Source organism: Sphingomonas folli (assembly GCF_019429525.1).
GTDB classification, from domain to species: domain Bacteria; phylum Pseudomonadota; class Alphaproteobacteria; order Sphingomonadales; family Sphingomonadaceae; genus Sphingomonas; species Sphingomonas folii.
The window spans coordinates 154,891-171,849 of the sequence record NZ_JAHXZL010000001.1 but is presented as its reverse complement, the minus strand read 5'-3'; the positions used below and the strand labels follow the sequence as shown (position 1 = coordinate 171,849).

General features: G+C 70.8%; 18 protein-coding genes and 1 tRNA gene. 6 read left to right on the top strand and 13 right to left on the bottom strand.

Translation table 11 applies throughout. The annotated features are described in order from the left end of the window. Positions 1–287 precede the first annotated feature (287 nt). The 5 genes from clpX to KZ813_RS00755 form a co-directional block, all read right to left on the bottom strand. The gene (gene clpX / locus KZ813_RS00775; RefSeq protein WP_219753083.1) at positions 288–1,553 is read right to left on the bottom strand and encodes an ATP-dependent Clp protease ATP-binding subunit ClpX; all 1,266 of its coding nucleotides are present in this window, start codon (positions 1,551–1,553) and stop codon (positions 288–290) included. A gap of 248 nt (positions 1,554–1,801) precedes the next feature. Then, positions 1,802–2,491, bottom strand: coding sequence for an ATP-dependent Clp protease proteolytic subunit (locus tag KZ813_RS00770; RefSeq protein ID WP_183943830.1), 690 nt, complete (start codon positions 2,489–2,491; stop codon positions 1,802–1,804). A gap of 56 nt (positions 2,492–2,547) precedes the next feature. After that, a complete protein-coding gene (locus KZ813_RS00765; RefSeq protein ID WP_219753082.1) occupies positions 2,548–3,507 on the bottom strand; it encodes a glycosyltransferase family 2 protein in 960 nt (319 codons plus the stop codon). A 145-nt stretch (positions 3,508–3,652) separates the two neighbouring features. Further along, positions 3,653–5,374, bottom strand: a complete 1,722-nt coding sequence (tig, locus tag KZ813_RS00760; RefSeq protein WP_219753081.1) for a trigger factor — start codon at positions 5,372–5,374, stop codon at positions 3,653–3,655. A gap of 58 nt (positions 5,375–5,432) precedes the next feature. After that, positions 5,433–5,517: transfer RNA gene (locus KZ813_RS00755), tRNA-Leu, on the bottom strand. A 112-nt stretch (positions 5,518–5,629) separates the two neighbouring features. On the opposite strand from KZ813_RS00755, the gene KZ813_RS00750 reads away from it, so the two are divergent. Both KZ813_RS00750 and KZ813_RS00745 read left to right on the top strand, forming a co-directional pair. Further along, positions 5,630–5,791: a hypothetical protein gene (locus KZ813_RS00750; protein ID WP_219753080.1), complete on the top strand. Its 162-nt coding sequence runs from the start codon at positions 5,630–5,632 to the stop codon at positions 5,789–5,791. Between the two features lie 11 nt (positions 5,792–5,802). Then, positions 5,803–6,003 (top strand): hypothetical protein, encoded by a 201-nt coding sequence (locus KZ813_RS00745; protein WP_219753079.1) that lies wholly within the window; start codon positions 5,803–5,805, stop codon positions 6,001–6,003. A 224-nt stretch (positions 6,004–6,227) separates the two neighbouring features. Here KZ813_RS00745 and KZ813_RS00740 read toward each other — a convergent pair whose 3' ends face one another. The 8 genes from KZ813_RS00740 to gatC all read right to left on the bottom strand — a co-directional run bounded on the left by KZ813_RS00740 (position 6,228) and on the right by gatC (position 12,870). Beyond that, positions 6,228–6,821, bottom strand: coding sequence for a hypothetical protein (locus KZ813_RS00740; RefSeq protein WP_219753078.1), 594 nt, complete (start codon positions 6,819–6,821; stop codon positions 6,228–6,230). Positions 6,822–6,832: 11 nt separating this feature from the next. After that, positions 6,833–8,002 (bottom strand): M48 family metallopeptidase, encoded by a 1,170-nt coding sequence (locus KZ813_RS00735; RefSeq protein WP_258046293.1) that lies wholly within the window; start codon positions 8,000–8,002, stop codon positions 6,833–6,835. After that, positions 7,999–8,724, bottom strand: a complete 726-nt coding sequence (locus tag KZ813_RS00730) for a hypothetical protein (RefSeq protein WP_308461750.1) — start codon at positions 8,722–8,724, stop codon at positions 7,999–8,001. The genes KZ813_RS00735 and KZ813_RS00730 overlap by 4 nt, the downstream gene beginning before the upstream one ends. A gap of 120 nt (positions 8,725–8,844) precedes the next feature. Next, complete coding sequence (gene gatB / locus KZ813_RS00725; protein WP_219753076.1) at positions 8,845–10,308, bottom strand: Asp-tRNA(Asn)/Glu-tRNA(Gln) amidotransferase subunit GatB; 1,464 nt, start codon at positions 10,306–10,308, stop codon at positions 8,845–8,847. After that, positions 10,301–10,711, bottom strand: a complete 411-nt coding sequence (locus tag KZ813_RS00720; protein ID WP_219753075.1) for a type II toxin-antitoxin system VapC family toxin — start codon at positions 10,709–10,711, stop codon at positions 10,301–10,303. Before KZ813_RS00720 ends, gatB begins: the two co-directional genes overlap by 8 nt. Then, positions 10,708–11,004, bottom strand: a complete 297-nt coding sequence (locus tag KZ813_RS00715) for an AbrB/MazE/SpoVT family DNA-binding domain-containing protein (RefSeq protein WP_219753074.1) — start codon at positions 11,002–11,004, stop codon at positions 10,708–10,710. Before KZ813_RS00715 ends, KZ813_RS00720 begins: the two co-directional genes overlap by 4 nt. A 45-nt stretch (positions 11,005–11,049) precedes the next feature. Next, positions 11,050–12,531: an Asp-tRNA(Asn)/Glu-tRNA(Gln) amidotransferase subunit GatA gene (gatA, locus tag KZ813_RS00710; protein WP_219753073.1), complete on the bottom strand. Its 1,482-nt coding sequence runs from the start codon at positions 12,529–12,531 to the stop codon at positions 11,050–11,052. 51 nt (positions 12,532–12,582) lie between these two features. Then, complete coding sequence (gene gatC / locus KZ813_RS00705; protein WP_219753072.1) at positions 12,583–12,870, bottom strand: Asp-tRNA(Asn)/Glu-tRNA(Gln) amidotransferase subunit GatC; 288 nt, start codon at positions 12,868–12,870, stop codon at positions 12,583–12,585. A 139-nt stretch (positions 12,871–13,009) separates the two neighbouring features. Here gatC and KZ813_RS00700 point away from each other — a divergent pair, with 139 nt between their 5' ends. From KZ813_RS00700 to KZ813_RS00685, 4 genes are read left to right on the top strand one after another with little or no spacing between them, the layout of a single operon-like run. After that, positions 13,010–14,110 (top strand): DUF3089 domain-containing protein, encoded by a 1,101-nt coding sequence (locus KZ813_RS00700; protein WP_219753071.1) that lies wholly within the window; start codon positions 13,010–13,012, stop codon positions 14,108–14,110. After that, the gene (gene ruvX, locus KZ813_RS00695; RefSeq protein WP_219753070.1) at positions 14,107–14,637 is read left to right on the top strand and encodes a Holliday junction resolvase RuvX; all 531 of its coding nucleotides are present in this window, start codon (positions 14,107–14,109) and stop codon (positions 14,635–14,637) included. The genes KZ813_RS00700 and ruvX overlap by 4 nt, the downstream gene beginning before the upstream one ends. A gap of 12 nt (positions 14,638–14,649) precedes the next feature. Next, positions 14,650–15,639 carry an aspartate carbamoyltransferase catalytic subunit gene (locus KZ813_RS00690; RefSeq protein WP_219753069.1) on the top strand — a complete coding sequence of 330 codons (990 nt, stop codon included), beginning with the start codon at positions 14,650–14,652 and terminating at the stop codon, positions 15,637–15,639. After that, entirely contained in the window at positions 15,636–16,853 is a 1,218-nt protein-coding gene (locus tag KZ813_RS00685; protein WP_219753068.1) for an amidohydrolase family protein, read from the top strand. Before KZ813_RS00690 ends, KZ813_RS00685 begins: the two co-directional genes overlap by 4 nt. Positions 16,854–16,959: the final 106 nt, after the last annotated feature.

Genomic DNA, 16,959 nt, shown 5'->3' with positions numbered 1-16,959 from the left:
AGAAGGGCGCCGCCGTGATGCCGCGACGCCCGTGATATGCCTGACCAGTACCGAGCGCCCCGGGTCGATGCGAACGCCGTCCCTCAGCGTCTTCCCGGGCTTGCCTCAGGCTCGACCGTCCCGCCAGCACCACGGCGGCGGAGCGATGAAGCCCGACCTGGGGTCCGGGACGACGACGGGCGTCCGGCGAGCGCCCGTCATCCGGCATCATGTTCCTGCGAGGGCAGGAACCCAGCGCCACCCATCGACGCCCCTGGGCTCCCGCGCGCGCGGGAGCCCCGAAGCGATCAGGCGACCTCGCCGGCCTTCTTCTTCTCGGCGTAGACGCGGACCGGCTCCTTGCGACCCTCGACCACGTCGCGGTCGATCATCACCTCGTCGACCGAGTCCATCCCCGGCAGGTCGAACATCGTGTCGAGCAGGATCGCCTCCAGGATCGAGCGCAGCCCGCGCGCGCCGGTCTTGCGCTCGATCGCCTTCTTGGCGACCGTGGTGAGCGCGTCGTCGGTGAAGCCGAGCTTCACCTCCTCCATCTCGAACAGCTTCTGATATTGTTTCACCAGCGCGTTCTTCGGCTCGGCCAGGATCTTGACCAGCGCGGGCACGTCGAGGTCCTCGAGCGTCGCGATCACCGGCAGGCGGCCGACGAACTCGGGGATGAGGCCGAACTTGAGCAGATCCTCCGGCTCGGTCTGGCGCAGCACCTCGCCAGTGCGCTTCTCCTCGGGCGAGGCGACATAGGCGCCGAACCCGATCGACTTGCCCTGGAGCCGGTCGCCGATGATCTTCTCGAGCCCAGAGAAGGCGCCGCCGCAGATGAACAGGATGTTGGTCGTGTCGACCTGGAGGAACTCCTGCTGCGGGTGCTTGCGGCCGCCCTGCGGCGGCACGCTGGCGGTGGTGCCTTCCATCAGCTTGAGCAGCGCCTGCTGCACGCCCTCGCCCGACACGTCGCGCGTGATCGAGGGGTTCTCGGCCTTGCGGCTGATCTTGTCGATCTCGTCGATGTAGACGATGCCGCGCTGCGCGCGCTCGACGTTATAGTCGGACGCCTGGAGCAGCTTGAGGATGATGTTCTCGACGTCCTCGCCGACATAGCCCGCCTCGGTCAGCGTCGTCGCGTCGGCCATGGTGAAGGGCACGTCGAGGATGCGCGCCAGCGTCTGCGCCAGCAGCGTCTTGCCGCAGCCGGTGGGCCCGACGAGCAGGATGTTGCTCTTGGCGAGCTCGACGTCGGCGCCCTTGGCGCCGTGGTTGAGGCGCTTGTAATGATTGTGCACCGCGACCGAGAGCACGCGCTTGGCCTGCTTCTGCCCGATGACGTAATCGTCGAGCACGTCGCAGATCTCCTGCGGCGAGGGAACGCCGCCGTCCTTCTTGGCCACCAGCGCCGACTTCGTCTCCTCGCGAATGATGTCGTTGCAGAGCTCGACGCACTCGTCACAGATGAAGACGGTGGGGCCGGCGATCAGCTTGCGCACCTCGTGCTGCGACTTGCCGCAGAACGAGCAATAGAGCGTGCTCTTGCTATCGCCGCCACTGAGTTTCGTCATTCAGATCATCCTTCGTCGCAGGCCAGCCGCCTGCCCTGGGCGTGGCGCAGGCTACCGCACTGCACCTTAAGCAACAACGTACAAAAGCGGCCGAAATCTGGGGCCGCGGGAGCGGTCGCGCGGTGTCGCTAAACCGCAATATCACCTCTCCGTCGCATGGCTTCAAGAGCATAGCGGGGAATGGCTGACCCGCATCAGGCGGATCGAGACACGCCGGCGGATCGGCTCGCGACCGCCGGCGGGTCGCGTCAGGCGGCGGCGCTGACGTCCTCGCTGGGCACCGGGCGCTTGTCGAACACCTCGTCGATCAGGCCGAACTCCTTGGCCTCCTCGGCGCTCATGAACTTGTCGCGGTCCATCGCGCGCTCGATCTCCTCGAGCGGCTTGCCGGTGTACTTGGCGTACAGCGTGTTGAGGAAGTGGCGCATGCGCAGGATCTCGCGCGCCTGGATCTCGATGTCGGCCGCCATGCCCTGCGCGCCGCCCGAGGGCTGGTGGATCATGATACGGCTGTTGGTGGTCGCCACGCGCATGCCCGGCTCGCCGCTGGCGAGCAGGAACGAGCCCATCGACGCGGCCTGCCCGATGCAGAGCGTGCCGACGCGCGGGCGGATGTACTGCATCGTGTCGTGGATCGCCATGCCCGCCGTGACGACGCCGCCCGGCGAGTTGATGTACATGAAGATGTCCTTCTTCGGGTTCTCCGACTCGAGGAAGAGCAGCTGCGCGCAGATCAGCGAGGCCATGCCGTCCTCGACCCCGCCGGTGACGAAGACGATCCGCTCGCGCAGCAGCCGCGAGAAGATGTCGAACGAGCGCTCGCCGCGGTTCGACTGCTCGATCACGATCGGGACGAGCCCGGCCTGGGTCTGCTGCATGCCGACGCCGGCGCGCGCCAAGGCGCCTGCGAAATCGCCGGTCTCGAACGGATTGTGCATGGAAAAACTCTCTTATGCCCTGAAGGTGGCCAACATCGGCGCTCCCCGCAGCTTGTTCAAGCCCCGTCGCCGGCACCCCGCCGCGGCGCCGGCTGCGCGAGATAGGCGAGCCGCCGCACCTCGCGCCGACCGCGCACCACGGTGTCGAGGATCAGCCCCGCGAAGCCGCACAGCGCCGCCAGGATCATCAGCCCGGTGACCAGCACGGCGGTGGGCAGCCGCGGCACCAGCCCGGTGTGCGCGTAGGTCACCGCCAGCGGGGCGGCGAGCACCACCGCCACCAGCGCGAGCAGCGCCCCCGCCCCGCCGAAGAACCACAAGGGCCGCTCGATCCGGTACAAGGTCGCGATCGTGCGCAGGATCCGCCACCCGTCACCGTAGGTGCTGAGCTTCGACACCGACCCCTCGGGGCGCGCGTAATAAGGCGTCTCCACCTCGCCCAGCGGCATCTTGAGCTCGAGCGCGTGGACGCTGATCTCGGTTTCGATCTCGAAGCCGACCGACAGCACCGGGAAGCTCTTCACGAAGCGCCGCGAGAACACCCGATAGCCGCTCAGGATATCGCTGAAACTGCGGCCGAACAGCCGCGTGAGCATGCCGGTGAGCAGGCTGTTGCCGAGGCGGTGGCCGCGCCGATAGGCGGCCGTCGCCTCCCCGACGCGCGTGCCGACGATCATGTCGAGCTGCTCGTCGAGCACGCGCGCCACCATCGCGGGCGCGGAGGCGGAGTCATAGGTCGCGTCGCCGTCGGCCATGACATAGACGTCGGCGTCCACGTCGGCGAACATGCGCCGCACCACCGCGCCCTTTCCCTGGATCCGCTCGGTCCGCACCACCGCGCCCGCGCCGCGCGCCACCTCGACGGTGCGATCGCGGCTGTTGTTGTCATAGACGTAGATCACCGCCTCTGGCAGCGCGCGCCGAAAGCCGGCGATCGTGTCGGCGATCGCGGCCTCCTCGTTGTAGCACGGCAGCAGCACCGCCACGCGCGCCGCCTGCGCCTCGTCCACCGTCATGCCGCCCCGCATCCGTCGCCCTGCCGCCCTCTGATCCGCCTATCGTATCGACATCCTAGACGATGATGCCGACCGAAACGTAAAAAGAGCCGGGCCGCGTCGCGGCGGCCCGGCTCTCTCGCTGTCCGGCGACCCGATCGCCCGCTTACTCGGCCTTCTTGGCGCGCGTGCGCTTCGGTGCGGGCGCGTCGGCGGCCTCGGTGCCCGCCGCCGCCTCGGCCGCGGCCGGGTCGGACTCGAGCACCTGGGTCTCCTCGCTCACCGGCGCCGCCTTCTTGGCACGCGGCTTCTTCGCGGGTGCCTCGGACGCCGCCGGCTCGGCCGCAGCAGCCTCGGCCACAGGCGCATCGCCCGGCACCGGCTCCTCGGCCTTCGCCGCCTTCTTCGCGGCGGGCTTGCGCGCCGGCTTCTCGGCCGCGGGCGCCTCGCCCTCGGTGGCACCGCCCTCGCCGTCGCTCGCCGCGGGCTTCTTCTTGGCGCGGGTCTGCTTGGGCTTGTGCGTGTCGTGGTCGTGGTGGTGCGTGCCGGTGGCGAAGCCGTCCTCGCTCTCGATCGCCGCCTCCAGTTCCTCGCGCGTCGTCTCGCGCTCGCTCACCTCGGCCTTGTCGAACAGGAAATCGACCACCTTGTCCTCGTACAGCGGCGCGCGCAGCTGCGCGGCGGCCATCGGGTCCTGCTGGACATATTGGACGAAGCGCTGCTGATCCTCGCCGCGATACTGCTGCGCGGCCTGTGCGATCAGCCGGTTCATCTCCTGCTGCGTCACCTCGACGCCGTTGGCCTGGCCGATCTCGCTCAGCAGCAGGCCGAGGCGGACGCGGCGCTCGGCGATCTTGCGGTAATCGTCGCGCTCGGCCTCCATCTCGGCGAGAGCCGCCTGCGGATCGGGCTCGTGCGTCGCCTCGTGCTGCAGCTGCTGCCAGATCTGGTTGAACTCGGCCTCCACCATCGACGGCGGCACCTCGAAGTCATGCCCCTCGGCGAGCTGGTCGAGCAGCTTGCGTTTCATATAGGTGCGCGTGAGCTGGTTGTGCTCCTGCTCGACCTGTCCGCGCAGCAGCCCGCGCAGCTGGTCGAGGCTCTCCAGCCCCAGCGCCTTGGCGAGCTCCTCGTCGATCGCGCTCTCGGCCGCGGTCTTCACCGACTTGATCGTGAGATCGAACGTCGCCTGCTGGCCGGCGAGCTCCTTGGCGCCGTAATCGGCGGGGAAGGTCACGGTGATCTGACGCTCGTCGCCCGCCTTCACGCCGACCACCTGGTCCTCGAAACCCGGGATCAGCTGGCCCGCGCCGAGCTCGACCGCCATGTCGGTGCCGGTGCCGCCCTCGAAGGCGGTGCCGTCGAGCGTCTTGCCGACGAAGTCCATCACCACCTGGTCGCCGGTCTCGGCCGCCTTGTCGCCCGCATCCTCCCAGCGCTTCTGCATGTCGGCGAACCGCTTGAGCTGCACGTCGATGGCTGAATCGTCGACCGGCACGGTGAGCCGCTCCAGCTTCAGCCCCTCGATCGCGGGGGTCGGCACCTGCGGCAGCACCTCGAGCTCCACCTTGAGCTCGGCGTCCTTGCCCGCCTCATAGCCCTCGGCGAGTTCCACCGACGGCTGCATCGCGGGGCGCAGCTGCTTCTCGCTGATCAGCGCCTGGATGCCCTCCTGGATCGAGGTGTTGAGCGCGTCCTGGTGCAGCGCCGGGCCGTGCATCTTGCGCACGAGGTTGGCGGGCACCTTGCCGGGGCGGAAGCCGGGCATGCGGATCTGCGGCGCGACGCGCTTCAGCTCGGCGTCGACCCGGCCCGCGATCGCGCTGGCGGGGATGGTCACGGTGTAGGCGCGCTTCAGGCCCTCGTTCAACGTCTCGACAGTCTGCATAGGCCGCTTTCGTCTGGAATAGGATGAGTGATGGCCACCCCGCGTGAAGCGCGGGGACTGGTGCGGGCGAAGGGACTCGAACCCCCACATCTTGCGATACTGGAACCTAAATCCAGCGCGTCTACCAGTTCCGCCACGCCCGCAAGTCGGACACCGCCGGTCGGCGGGCTCTATACCGCGGGCGCGATCGGAGCAAGCGCCGTGAGCGGGCAACCCAGCGCGCGGCGGGACGTTGACCCGGAAAGGAGAAAAGCCATGGCCACCAACCCCGTCAGCCCGCCCGACGTGCCGCAGCCGACCTCACCGGGCACGCCCGATGCCCCGCCGCCCGAGATCAGTCCGCCCGGCCCCGACATCGACGTGCCCGCCCCCGGCGCCCCCGCGGGCGACCCGGCCCCCGCCAACCCCAATATCTGAGCGAGCGCGACATGACCGAGCGAGAGATCGACCCCATCCCCAACCGAGACGACGAGCGTCCCGATATCCAGCAGGCCGTCGAGGCGCGCAGCGACGCGGTCGCGCGCGGCGAGGGCGGGAAGGAACCCGCCCGCTTCACCGACACCGGCGAGTTCGACGGCAACAGCGGGACCGGCGGTGAGGTGAAAAACCAGGACGTCGATCAGCAGTGACGCTGCGCTGAGGCGGTCGCGCGCCGGCCCTGTGGCCGGCTCGCACCGTCCTTCCCGTGATCCTGGGCTTGTTCCGGGATTGACCCCTCACTGACCCCGCGCCCCCCGGCTGCGCGGACGGTGGATCTCGGACCAGGGGCGGGGTGAGATGGTGGGTGCGGGTCGTGGATCGCGAACGCGTGACGTCCCTCCCCCCCGCCTTTCTGAGGAGCACCCGGCCCCTGTCACCTGAACCGCGCGGAGGCCGTGAGCCGCCGCCAGCTCTCCAAGTCGCGCGCGTAGTAGAAGATCGACGGCGCCTCGTAGCTCATCCAGTACAGCTTCTTGCCGCGGATCGTCGCGATCGCCTCGCCGTGGCGCTCCAACTCCTCGTCCTGGCGGGTGAAGGAGTAGCGGAAGCGGATCGCGCGCTCGCCGCCGAGCTGTGCCGGCTCGACCGAGTCGATCGTCATCAGCGACGCGCCCAGCGCGAGACGGTAGCTCTGCTCGATCAGGTCGGGCAGATCGGTCAGCAGCATCGTCGTCGCGAAATGCGGCAGCGGTCGATCGTGCTTCGACACCTCGTAGAAGATCGGTCGCCCGCCCTCGATCGCGCCGCAGAACGTGACCGCGTTGAGCCCCTCGCCGTCCAGCGTCCAGCGGTCGCAGCGCGGGCCGGGTCCGCGACGAAGCTCGTTCCACTCGCGCTCGGGCGTCACCGCCAGCGTGGAACGAGCGACAGCGACGGGGCGGCCGGGGTCGACCAGCCGGTTGGCCGCGCGCGCGGGCACGACGGTGGCGAGGAGGAGCAGCGCGAGCGCGCCATAAGCGCGGGTCATGGAACGATCCTTCACGAGATCAGCGCGCGCACCATCGCCGCGTCGGCGGCGTCGGGCGCGAGCTCGAGGTATCGCCGCAGCTCGGCGCGTCCCGCCTCGGTCTCGCCGCCGCGCAGCAGCGCCAGCCCCAACCCGCGGTGACTCTCGGCGTGCCGCTGGTCGAGCACGAGCGCCTGGCGATAGAGATCGGCCGCGACGACCAGGTCGCGCGGGTTGCCGCGCTGGCGGTAGAGTTCGCCGCGCGCGAACAGCAGGTCCTCGGTCCAGCCGCCCTGCGCGAGCTGGCCGAGAAGATAGTCGGTGCCGCGGAGGTCGTTGAGCTTGATCTGATCGGCCAGGAACGCGGCGCGCCACGGCCGCAGCGCCGCGGCATAGGCCGCCGCCTCGGTCGCGCCGCCGCCGGGCAGCGACGCCGCCGCGGTGCGCAGCGCGGTCATGCGCTGCAGGTCGGTCGGATGCGTCGCCAGAAGGTGGACCCCGTCGTAGCGGTGCGAGCGCTGCTTCCGGCCGGCCGCGGTGGCGTCGGCCTCGTCCATCTGCCGGCTCCACACATCGGCGACCCGGCGCGCGTCGTAGCCCGCGGCGGCGACGAAGCGCAGCCCGAGCGAGTCGGCCTCGCTCTCCTGCGCCCGGCTGAAGGAATAGATGTCGGCGGTCGCGATCAGCCGGATCAGCGGCGCCGCCGTGCCCGTGAGCAGCGTCGCCCAGGCGCCGAGGTCGCTGTTGCCGAGCCGGCGACGCTGCCCCGCCAGGGTGTGGCGCTGTTCGAAATGCGCGAACTCATGCCCGAGCACCGCGCCGAGCTCGGCCTCGTCACGGAGGCGCAGCAGCAGCCCGCTCCATACCGTGATCGCGCCGTTCGGCGCGGTCGTGGCGTTCATCGCGGGGACCCGGAGCAGGTACAGTCGCACCGCGTGGCAGCGCTCCTCGCCCACGGTGCGGCACAGCACGTGGCGCAGATAGGCGTTGAGCGCGGCATCCTCGACCAGCAGGCGCGAGTCGCGCAGCTGCCGCTCGTCCTCGTCGGCCTGCATCCAGAGCCCGCGCTCCGCCGCGGTGCGCGGCTCATAGGCGTGGGCGAACGGCGGCACGGTCAGCTCGGCCGCGCCCGCGGCGACGGCGTCGAGCGGCAGGCAGAGCGCGGCGAGCGCGAGCGCCGCGCGGGTGACCGGGCGCATCATCGCCGCGCCTCCGCCACCGCGACGGCCGCGCCCGGTCCCGCCGCGCGACCGGGGAAGCCCTCGAGCAGCTCGGCGACGCGCTTGGCGGCGCCCTCGGGCGTGCGCACGTCGCCACCCATGTGCCTGTCGGCGTTGAGCCACACCAGGTCGCCGGTGCGCAGGTCGACCAGCCCGGCATAGCCCTTGTGCTCGCCCGACCTGACCCGGACGCCGACCGTCACCGCCGCGAGAACCTGGAAGATCTTGCGCCCGGTCGAGCCGTAAGCGTCAGCGGTGTCGACGAACAGCGCATAGTCGCACCCCTGGCCGCGCGCGATCCGCGCCACGTCGGGGCCGAGCGTCCAGTCGAACTGCCCGGCGCGTCTCTTGGTCGGCAGCCGGTTGCCCTTGAAGAACTGGTAGTCGATCACCGACTGCGCGACGACCGCGAACAGCGCCTGATAGTCGGCCATCAGGCGCGTGTCGGCGCCGATCGTCTCGGGCGCGCGCACCACCTCGTTGCCGAGCGTAGCCTGCGCCGCCGCCAGCGCGGCGTCGATCTGCCCGCGCGCCTGCGCGGTCCAGTCGGCGTTGGGCTGGAACACCCCGCCGGTCGACTGCCCACCCACCATGATATGCGGACGCAGGAGCAGGATATGCGTGCTGCCGCTGGGCAACCTGAAGCCGGGTCGTATCGCCGACCGCTCCTGCGCGAGCGCCGGCGCGAGTCCCGTGACCGACACGAGCACGAGACAGAAAACCACGAGAGCGGCTCGCCAGATAAACATGACCCCCTCACCGTCGACCCGATCGTCGAGGGAGAGGCTACCGCCCGCCTGACAGTGGGCAAGCGGGCGGCTGGCTCAGTTCAGTGCTTTCTTCAGCAAGTCGTTGACGACCTGCGGGTTCGCTTTGCCGCCCATCGCCTTCATCGTCTGGCCGACGAAGAAGCCGAACAGGGTCACCTTGCCGCCGCGATATTGTTCCAGCTGCCCCGGGTTCTTCGCCAGCACCTCGGCGATCACCGCCTCGATCGCGCCGGTGTCGCTGGTCTGCTTGAGCCCGCGCTCCTCGACGATCTTGCCCGGCGCGTCGCCCGTCTCGAGCATCGCCTCGAACACCTGCTTGGCGAGGCTGCCCGAGAGCGTGCCGTCGGCCACCAGCGCGAGCAGCTCGGCCGCCTGCCCCGGCAGCACCGGGCTGTCGCCGATCGACTTGCCGAGACGGTTGAGCGCGCCGAACAGCTCGCTCGTCACCCAATTGGCCGCCGCGACCGGGGCCGCCCCCGCGGCGAGCAGCGCGTCGAACCAGCGCGCGCTCTCCACCTCGGCGGTGAGCACCTCGGCGTTGTACGGCGTGATCCCGAGCCCGACGTAGCGCTGGCGCTTGGCGTCGGGCAGCTCGGGCAGGCTCGCGCGGCACGCCTCCAGGAAGGCGTCGTCGAGCTCGAGCGGCAGCAGGTCGGGATCGGGGAAGTAACGATAGTCGTGCGCGTCCTCCTTGGAGCGCATCGACCGGGTCGTGCCGCTGTCGGGATTGAACAGCCGCGTCTCCTGCACGACCGTGCCGCCGCCCTCGATCAGCTCGACCTGGCGCTTCGCCTCATGCTCGATCGCCGCCATCACGAAGCGGACCGAGTTGACGTTCTTGGTCTCGGTCCGCGTGCCGAACTCGGCCCCGGGCCGCCGCACGCTGACGTTGACGTCGGCGCGCATCGAGCCCTCCTCCATATTGCCGTCGCACGACCCGACATAGCGCAGGATCGCCCGCAGCTTTCTCAGATAAGCACCTGCCTCAGAGGGAGAACGCATGTCAGGACGGCTGACGATCTCCATCAGCGCCACGCCCGACCGGTTGAGGTCGACATAGGAGCGCGTGGGGTGCTGGTCGTGCATCAGCTTGCCCGCGTCCTGCTCGACGTGGATGCGCTCCACGCCGATCGTCTTGACCGTCTCGCCGTCCTCGATCTCGACCGAGCCTTCGCCGACAAGCGGATGATAGAGCTGAGAAATCTGGTAACCCTGCGGCAGATCGGCGTAGAAATAGTTCTTGCGGTCGAAGCGCGACCAGCGGTTGATCTGCGCGTCGATCGCCATGCCGGTGCGGACCGCCTGGCGGATGCACTCGCAGTTGGGCACCGGCAGCATGCCCGGCATGGCGGCGTCGACCAGCGACACCTGGGTGTTGGGCTCGGCGCCGAATTCAGTGGCCGCGCCCGAGAAGAGCTTGGCCTGGCTGGTCACCTGGGCGTGGACCTCGAGGCCGATCACGACCTCCCACTCGCCGGTGTCGCCCTTGATACGATAGGGGGTGGATGCGTCAGCCATGATCGGTCTCGGGTGTGATGAGGGTGAGGTCGGGGAAGTAAGAAGCGAGCCGGCGGTCCCGCGTCATGAGCGAGGCGCCCAGCGCGACGGCATGACCCGCGATCAGGAAGTCGGCGAGCATCGCATCCCGGGTGCCGCCGCGACGGCGATATTCGCGGAAGGCCGTCCCGGCGGCGAAGCAGGCGTCCACGGTCAGATCGACGGCGGTGATCCGGAACGCCTGGAGTCGATCGAGCAGCCGCTCCGGCCGCGTCGCATAGCCGGCGAGCTCGGCGACGACGATCAGATTGACCATCAGCAGGCGATCCGCCACCGCGCGGTAGGCGTCGCGCGACCATGCCGCGCCGACGCCCTGCCGCGCGCCGAACAGATCGATGACGACGTTGGTGTCGAGGAAGATCATGGGAGGCGCTCGTCGCCGCGCACGTCGCGAAGGATCTCGTCACCCGTTCGATCGAACAGCGGATCGGCGTCGACACTGGCGAACAGCCGATCAAGTCGCTGCGTGCGCTCCTCCGCGGTCTCGGTGGACGTCGCGCCACTCGGCACCACGACCGCCTCGCCGCGGTCATTCACGCCCACGTCAACCGGTGCGCCAGGCACCAGCCCGATCTGGTCGCGCACGTCCTTCGGGATCAGCACCTGTCCCTTACTGGTCATGTTGGTGCGGGTGCGCTTCTCGAGCGGAGCGGGCATGCGTCCTCCAGTGTTACCAAGGGTAACACTCGCGCTGACGGCCGTCTACCACCACCGCCCCGGCCGCGCGACGAAGCCGGCGCGCTCCTCGATCGCCAGCGCGGCGTCGAGCACGCCCTGCTCGTCGAGCGGCTTGCCGATGATCTGCAGCCCGAGCGGCAGCCCGCCCGTGTCGACCCCACCCGGCACGCTCATCGCCGGCAGGCCGGCGAGCGACGAGGGCACGGTGAAGACGTCGTTGAGATACATCGCCAGCGGGTCCGACTTCTCGCCCAGCGCGAACGCCGCGGAGGGTGCGGTCGGCGTCAGCAGCACGTCGCACCGCTCCCAAGCGCGCTCGAAGTCGCGCGCGATCAGCGTGCGCACCTTCTGCGCCTGGGTGTAATAGGCGTCGTAGAAGCCCGCGGACAGCACGTAGGTGCCGATCAGGATGCGGCGCTTGACCTCGTCGCCGAACCCCTCGGCGCGGGTGCGCGCGTACATCTCCTGCAGGTTGGCGCCGTCGGGCAGGTCGCGCAGCCCGTAGCGGACGCCGTCGTAGCGGGCGAGGTTGGACGAGGCCTCGGCGGGCGCGATGATGTAATAGGCCGGCAGCGCGTAGCGCGTGTGCGGCAGCGACACCTCCACCACCTCCGCGCCCGCGTCGCGCAGCCAGTCGATCCCGCGCTGCCACAGCGCGTCGATCTCGGCGGGCATGTTATCGACCCGGTATTCCTTGGGGATGCCGACGCGCTTGCCCTTGAGCGAGGCGTTGAGCCCGGCTTCCCAGCGCGGCACCTCGAGGTCGAGCGAGGTCGCGTCCTTCGGGTCGAACCCCGCCATCGCCTCCAGCATGATCGCGCAGTCGCGCACGTCGCGCGCCATCGGCCCGGCCTGGTCGAGCGACGAGGCGAAGGCGACCACGCCCCAGCGCGAGCAGCGGCCGTAAGTCGGCTTGATCCCTGAGATGCCGGTGAAGGCCGCGGGCTGGCGGATCGAGCCGCCGGTGTCGGTGCCCGTCGCGCCCGGCGCGATCCGGGCCGCCACCGCGGCCGAACTGCCACCCGACGAGCCGCCCGGGGCGAGCGGCGCGTTGCCGCCGTCGGCGCGCCGCCACGGGCTCACCACGTTGCCGAAATAGCTCGTCTCGTTGGACGAGCCCATCGCGAACTGGTCCATGTTGAGCTTGCCGAGCATGCCCGCGCCCGCGTCCCACAGCTTCTGCGAGACGGTCGATTCATATTCGGGGGTGAAGCCCTCGAGGATGTGGCTCGCCGCGGTGCTCGGCACGCCCTTGGTGCAGAACAGGTCCTTCATCCCGATCGGCACGCCCGCGAGCGGCCCGGGCGCCTCGCCCGCGGCGCGCGCCGCGTCGGCGGCGTCGGCGGCGGCGAGCGCGTGCTCGGGGGTCTCGACCAGGAAGGCGTTGAGCGGCTTGGCGGCGGCGACCGCGGCGGTGAAGGCCTCGGCCACCTCGCGCGCGCTGAACGTGCCGGCGCGCACGCCGTCGCGGATGTCGCGGATGCCGAGATCGGTGAGGTCAGTCACGAGAGGTCGTCCATGCGGGAGGAATCATCGAGCGACGATCGAGCGCGATCGTCACTCGATCACCTTGGGCACGGTGAAGAAGCCGTGCTCGGCCTGGGGCGCGTTGGCGAGCACCGACTCGCGGATGCCGCCGTCGGTCACGACGTCGTCGCGCAGCCGCAGCCGGTTGGGGATCACCGCGGTCATCGGCTCGACGCCGGCGGTGTCGACCTCGCCGAGCTGCTCGATCCAGTCGAGGATGTTACCCAGTTCGGGGGAGAGCCGCTCGGCCTCCTCCTCGGTGATGGCGATGCGGGCGAGCCCAGCGATGCGCCGCACGGTTGCGATATCAACGGACATAGCCGGCGCGCTACCGCGCCCCCCGACGCAACGCAACCGCGGCGGCACACGCGCGGTTGCGCGGATCGCAACTCTGGGGCACCTGCTTTGCGATTGCGGCCGCGGCGACCTTGCTGCACCGCAGCATGGTGATGCCCGCTTGGTCCGCAAATTCCTCTACGTCATCGCCGGCCTGATCGTGCTCGCGCTCGCCGGCCTCCTCGCCTACCGCATCTGGGGCGTGTCGCTGATGCGCGCCGCGCTCGTTCCCGGCGAGACGTTCCGCGCTCAGCCGGGGCTGAGCGTCACGGACTATCGCTCGGACGGCATGTGGCTGGCGCGGCCGTCGCTGGCGAACGACCCGGCGCGCTGGACGCCGCCCAGCTACACGCCGCGCGCGACGCACGGCGGCGCGGCGGTGTTCTTCATCCATCCCACGTCCTATCTGAGTCGCGCGCACTGGAACGCGCCGCTCGACGACCGCGAGGCGAACGACCGCGCCGCCTTGTTCCTGCGCGGCCAGGCGAGCGCGTTCAACGAGGCGGGCGAGATCTGGGCGCCGCGCTACCGCCAGGCGACCTTCGGCGCCTTCCTCACCGACAAGGCCGCCGCCGACCAGGCGCTGGCGCTCGCCTATCACGACCTGCTCGCCGCCTTCGACGTCTTCCTCGCCGAGATCGGGCCCGATCGCCCGATCATCCTCGCCGGGCACAGCCAGGGCGCGCTCCACCTCACCCACCTGCTCAAGGACCGTGTCGCGGGCACGCCGCTGGCCAAGCGGGTCGTCGCCGCTTACGCGATCGGCTGGCCGATCTCGACCACCACCGACCTGCCCGCGCTCGGCCTCCCCGCCTGCGCCGCGCCCGACCAGCGCGGCTGCGTGCTGGCGTGGCAGAGCTTCGCCGAGCCCGCCGACCCGTCGCTGATCCTCGACACGTTCGATCGCACCACGGGTTTCGACGGCCGCCCGCGCCGCGGCACGCCGCTGCTGTGCACCAACCCGCTGACCGGCGCCAACGGCGGCAGCGCGCCCGCCAGCGCCAATCTCGGCACGCTCTACCCCAACGCCGACCTGTCGGGCGCGACCATCCGCGGCGGCACGATCGGCGCGCGCTGCGCCGGGCGCGGGCTGCTGCTCATCGGCAGCCCGCCCGAGCTCGGGCCGTACACGCTGCCCGGCAACAATTACCATGTCTACGACTATAGCCTGTTCTGGGCCAACGTCCGCGCCGACGCCGCGCGGCGACTGGCGGCGCGATGACAGGCGCCACCCAGCGCGTGACCATCGCCACCTCCGCGGCAGCCTTCCGCGCCTCGCTCCCGCACGGCGGCCGGCTGCTCGGGCTCGACGTGGGCACCAAGACGATCGGCACCGCCCTATGCGACTCCGGCTGGAGCTTCGCCAGCCCCGCGCAGCTGATCCGCCGCACCAAGTTCACCGCCGACAAGGCGGCACTTCTCGCGCTGTCGACGCAGCAGCAGGTCGCCGGCTGGGTGATCGGCCTGCCGCTCAGCCTCGACGGTAGTGAGAGCCCGCGGACCCAATCGACCCGCGCCTTCGCGCGCAACTGCGCCGACCTTGGCCTGCCCCTGCTGCTGTGGGACGAGCGCTGGTCCACCGTCAGCGCCGAGCGCGCGCTGATCGCGCAGGACGTCAGCCGTGCCAAGCGCGCCGGGCGGATCGACAATCACGCCGCCGCGACGATCCTCCAGGCCGCGATCGACGCGCTGGTGCTCGCGCCGGTCGAGCGGGGCGAACCGCTTGCACCGTCGGGGAGCGCGGACTAGGCACCGCGCTCGATGACCCAGTCGGACCACCGCCCCGGAACCCTGATCCCCGGCGGCGCGGTATTCCCGCATCGCCACCTCACCGGCATCGAGGGGTTGGAGCCGCACGAGATCACCTTCCTGCTCGACGAGGCCGAGACCTGGGTCGAGGCCAACCGCGTCCGGGCCGCGCCCGACCGGCGCCTCGCCGGCTTCACCCAGATCAACGCCTTCTTCGAGAACTCGACGCGCACGCTGCTCAGCTTCGAGATCGCGGGCAAAAGGCTCGGCGCCGACACGGTCAACATGCACGCCGCGCAGTCGAGCGTGAAGAAGGGCGAGACGCTGATCGACACCGCGCAGACGCTCAACGCGATGCGCGCCGACGTGATCGTGATCCGCCACATGTCCTCCGGCGCGGTGCGGTTGATCGCGGACAAGGTCGACTGCCCGGTGCTCAACGCCGGCGACGGTCGCCACGAGCATCCGACCCAGGCGCTGCTCGACGCGCTCACGATCCGCCGCCGGCTCGGCGGCATCGCGCACAAACGCGTGGTGATCTGCGGCGACCTGCTCCACAGCCGGGTAGCGCGCTCGAACATCCTCGCGCTCACCGCGCTCGCCGCGGAGGTGCGCGTCTGCGCGCCCTCGACGCTGATGCCGCCTGCGATCGAGCGGTTCGGGGTCACCGCCTTCACCGACTTCGATCGCGCCATGGAGGGTGCCGACGTGGTGATGATGCTGCGCCTGCAGACCGAGCGCATGGCGGGCGGCTATGTCCCGTCGAGCCGCGAGTATCACCTCCGCTACGGGCTCACGCTCGAGCGGCTCACCAAGCACGCGCCGGGCGCGCTGATCATGCATCCCGGGCCGATGAACCGCGGCGTCGAGATCGACTCGGCCGTGGCCGACCACGTCGAGCAGTCCGCGATCACCGAGCAGGTGCAGATGGGCGTGGCGGTGCGGATGGCCTGTCTCGACGTGCTGACGCGACGCGCGCGCGGCGTGGAGGGCTGGGCATGAGCCGCGCGGTCCTATTCACCGACGCAAGGCTGGTCTGCCCCGAGCGCGGCGAGCACGACGGCGAGCTGCTGATCGTCGACGGCGTCATCACCGACGGCCCCGCGCCCGCCGACGCCGCGCGGGTCGACTGCCGCGGCAGGCTGCTCGCGCCCGCTCTGATCGACGTCGGCGTCGCGCGGATCGACCGCGCCGCCGCGCGCGCGGGCGGGATCGTGCGCGTCGCGCCGATGCCCGATCAGGTGCCGGTGCTCGACGAACCCGGCGCGGTGCAGCGGCTCGCGCTGATCGGCCGTCCAGATCTATGGATCCACCCGATCGCGGCGGCCACGCGCGGGCTCGCCGGCGCCGACCTGGCCGAGATGGCGATCTGCCTCTCCGCCGGCGCGCGCGCGGTCGGCACCGGGCGCGGCTGGATCGCTGACTCGGGCGTGATGCACCGCGTGCTGAGCTACGCGCGCGACCTCGACGTCGCGGTGATCACGCATGTCGAGGACGGTGGGCTGACCCGCGGCGCGGTGGCGAGCGAGGGCGAGACCGCGTCGCGGCTCGGCCTGCCCGCCGCCCCCGCCGTGGCGGAGGCGCTCGCGATCGCGCGCGACCTGATGCTGGCGGAGGAGACCGGGGCGCGGCTCCATCTGCGCGCGGTCACCACCGCGGCGGGGTTCGCGCTGGTGCGTGCCGCCAAGGCGCGCGGGGTGCGGGTGACATGCGGGATCACCCCGGCCTATCTGCTGCTCTCCGACATTGCGATGAGCGATTTCCGCACCTTCGCGCATTTGTCCCCGCCACTCCGATCCGAGTCGGACCGCCAAGCGGCGCTCGCCGCGCTGGCGGACGGCACGATCGACCTGCTCTGCTCGGGCCACGACCCGCGTGGCCCCGAGGAGAAACGCCTGCCCTTCGCCGACGCCAGCCCCGGCGCCGCCGACGCCGCGGCGCTACTGGCGCTGGGGCTCGGGCTGGCGCGCGACGGGCGCGTGTCGCTGCCGCGGCTGTTCGCGCTGCTCGCGCGCGCGCCGGCGGCGCTGCTCGGGCTGGAGACGGGCGCGCTGCTGCCCGGGCTGCCGGGCGACGTCATCCTCGCCGATCCCGCGGCACCGTGGCGGATCGACGCCGACACGCTGCCGGGCAAGGCGGGCAATACGCCGTTCGACGGGCTGCCGGTGCAAGGCAGGTTGCTGCGCATGTGGAAGGGCGGACGCGAGCTGGTCTGAGCGCCTTCGCGTCGCCGCGCGCACCACGTCGGCCCAGCGAAGACCGTAAGATCAGCCTCTTAAAGCCATCACGCGGGCGCAACGAGGGAACCGCGGCGGGCTCAGC

Excerpts from the sequence above, each read along its gene's own strand:
- clpX (WP_219753083.1), bottom strand. The coding sequence starts at position 1,553 with ATGACGAAACTCAGTGGCGGCGATAGCAAGAGCACGCTCTATTGCTCG.
- KZ813_RS00770 (WP_183943830.1), bottom strand. The coding sequence starts at position 2,491 with ATGCACAATCCGTTCGAGACCGGCGATTTCGCAGGCGCCTTGGCGCGC.
- KZ813_RS00765 (WP_219753082.1), bottom strand. The coding sequence starts at position 3,507 with ATGACGGTGGACGAGGCGCAGGCGGCGCGCGTGGCGGTGCTGCTGCCG.
- tig (WP_219753081.1), bottom strand. The coding sequence starts at position 5,374 with ATGCAGACTGTCGAGACGTTGAACGAGGGCCTGAAGCGCGCCTACACC.
- KZ813_RS00750 (WP_219753080.1), top strand. The coding sequence starts at position 5,630 with ATGGCCACCAACCCCGTCAGCCCGCCCGACGTGCCGCAGCCGACCTCA.
- KZ813_RS00745 (WP_219753079.1), top strand. The coding sequence starts at position 5,803 with ATGACCGAGCGAGAGATCGACCCCATCCCCAACCGAGACGACGAGCGT.
- KZ813_RS00740 (WP_219753078.1), bottom strand. The coding sequence starts at position 6,821 with ATGACCCGCGCTTATGGCGCGCTCGCGCTGCTCCTCCTCGCCACCGTC.
- KZ813_RS00735 (WP_258046293.1), bottom strand. The coding sequence starts at position 8,002 with ATGATGCGCCCGGTCACCCGCGCGGCGCTCGCGCTCGCCGCGCTCTGC.
- gatB (WP_219753076.1), bottom strand. The coding sequence starts at position 10,308 with ATGGCTGACGCATCCACCCCCTATCGTATCAAGGGCGACACCGGCGAG.
- KZ813_RS00720 (WP_219753075.1), bottom strand. The coding sequence starts at position 10,711 with ATGATCTTCCTCGACACCAACGTCGTCATCGATCTGTTCGGCGCGCGG.
- KZ813_RS00715 (WP_219753074.1), bottom strand. The coding sequence starts at position 11,004 with ATGCCCGCTCCGCTCGAGAAGCGCACCCGCACCAACATGACCAGTAAG.
- gatC (WP_219753072.1), bottom strand. The coding sequence starts at position 12,870 with ATGTCCGTTGATATCGCAACCGTGCGGCGCATCGCTGGGCTCGCCCGC.
- ruvX (WP_219753070.1), top strand. The coding sequence starts at position 14,107 with ATGACAGGCGCCACCCAGCGCGTGACCATCGCCACCTCCGCGGCAGCC.
- KZ813_RS00690 (WP_219753069.1), top strand. The coding sequence starts at position 14,650 with ATGACCCAGTCGGACCACCGCCCCGGAACCCTGATCCCCGGCGGCGCG.
- KZ813_RS00685 (WP_219753068.1), top strand. The coding sequence starts at position 15,636 with ATGAGCCGCGCGGTCCTATTCACCGACGCAAGGCTGGTCTGCCCCGAG.